The sequence below is a fragment of the Asaia sp. SF2.1 genome (assembly GCF_000505765.1).
GTDB classification, from domain to species: domain Bacteria; phylum Pseudomonadota; class Alphaproteobacteria; order Acetobacterales; family Acetobacteraceae; genus Asaia; species Asaia bogorensis.
In genome coordinates this window covers 13969-15489 of record NZ_AYXS01000051.1, presented here as the reverse complement: position 1 = coordinate 15489, position 1521 = coordinate 13969, and the positions used below count along the sequence as shown (strand labels likewise).

The following is a 1521-nucleotide window of genomic DNA, read 5'->3' as shown; positions in this document are numbered from 1 at the left end:
ACGGTGTCCAGCTCTACCTTGCTGATAAGCATCTGATAGATGCGGTCGAATGCGTTCATGTCCTTGGCGACGACCTTGAGCATGTAGTCGTAATCACCCGCCAGACGGTGGAAATCCACGATATTGGGTATGGCCAGAACGGCCTCGCGAAACTGGCTCAGCCATTCGCGTGAGTGGTAGCGTGTGCGTACCATTACGAATACCGTCACACCCAGCCCTATGGCCGTTTGCGACAGGCGGACGGTTTCTCCCTCGATCACGCCGCTGACTCTGAGCGCATTCAGACGGCGCCAGCAGGCATTCTGCGACAACCCGACTTTCTCGGCCAGACCCCGCTGGGAAAGCGATGAATCCTGTTGGAGGGCTCGGACGATGGCGCGGTCTATCTGATCCATGAAATCGAGAAAAACAGATCATTTGATAGAAAGAAAGCGTAATCTGCGATGAAATAGGGTGAGTTTTCCACCATTCCATCGCTCTATCCTGTGCTCATCCGATCACAGGAGCCTTTACCATGCTGAACCCTGATACTTGCCTCGATGATTTTGCCGTTTCGCTGAAGGGCGAAGAGGGGCTGGCAGGGCTTCGCAAAGGGGTCATTGGTGAGGGCGTGCCTGTGCCGGGGCCGTTTGGCGATCATCCGCTGCTTTATGCCGATTACGTGGCTTCAGGGCGCGCGCTTCAGCAGGTGGAAAGCTTCGTCCTCACGCAGGTTCTGCCCTACTATGCCAATAGTCATACCCAGGCGTCCTATTGCGGACGCATGATGACAAGGCTGCGTGCCTCGGCGCGCGCTCATATCGCCCGGCTCTGCAAGGCGACGGAGGCGTACAGCGTTGTTTTCACCGGCTCAGGTGCGACATCAGGCATCAACCGTCTCGTCAGCCTTATGGGCGTTACACAGGCCGTCGCTGAAGGCAGAAAACCGCTCGTTCTGATCGGGCCTTACGAGCATCACTCTAACATTCTTCCGTGGCGCGAAAGCGGTGCGGAAATCATCGAGATCGGCGAGGCCGTGCAGGGTGGGCCTGATGTGGCAGAGCTCACCCACGTGTTGGAAGCCCTCACCCCGGGTCGGCTGGTGGTGGCGGCCTTTTCCGCAGCCTCGAATGTGACCGGCATTCTGACCGATGTCGCGGCCATCACGACCCTGCTCAATGCGCATGGCGCGCGTTCGGTCTGGGACTATGCAGGAGGCGGCCCGTATCTTGCCATCGATATGGCAGCAGGCACGCCTGCCCAGATCGATGCGGTGGTTGTATCGCCCCACAAATTTGTCGGCGGACCCGGCGCTTCAGGCGTGATGATCGTTCTTGATGCTGCTGTGGCCATCACACGCCCGAGCCTGCCGGGTGGTGGAACGGTGCGTTTTGTCTCGCCCTGGGGGCATGATTATTCCGATCGCGTGAGCGACCGTGAGGAAGCGGGCACACCCAATGTGGTGGGTGATATCCGGGCGGCGTTGGCATTTCTGGTGAAGGACGCCATCGGTCAGGATTTCATGGATGAACGTCATGCCGA

General features: G+C 58.6%; 2 protein-coding genes. One reads left to right on the top strand and one right to left on the bottom strand.

Translation table 11 applies throughout. The annotated features are described in order from the left end of the window. Positions 1 to 395: Lrp/AsnC family transcriptional regulator (locus tag P792_RS35080; RefSeq protein WP_023979965.1), on the bottom strand; the 395-nt coding region annotated here is incomplete at its 3' end. 119 nt (positions 396 to 514) lie between these two features. Here P792_RS35080 and P792_RS0120375 point away from each other — a divergent pair. Further along, a partial coding sequence (locus tag P792_RS0120375) for an aminotransferase class V-fold PLP-dependent enzyme (RefSeq protein ID WP_031241698.1) occupies positions 515 to 1521 on the top strand: 1007 nt, incomplete at its 3' end.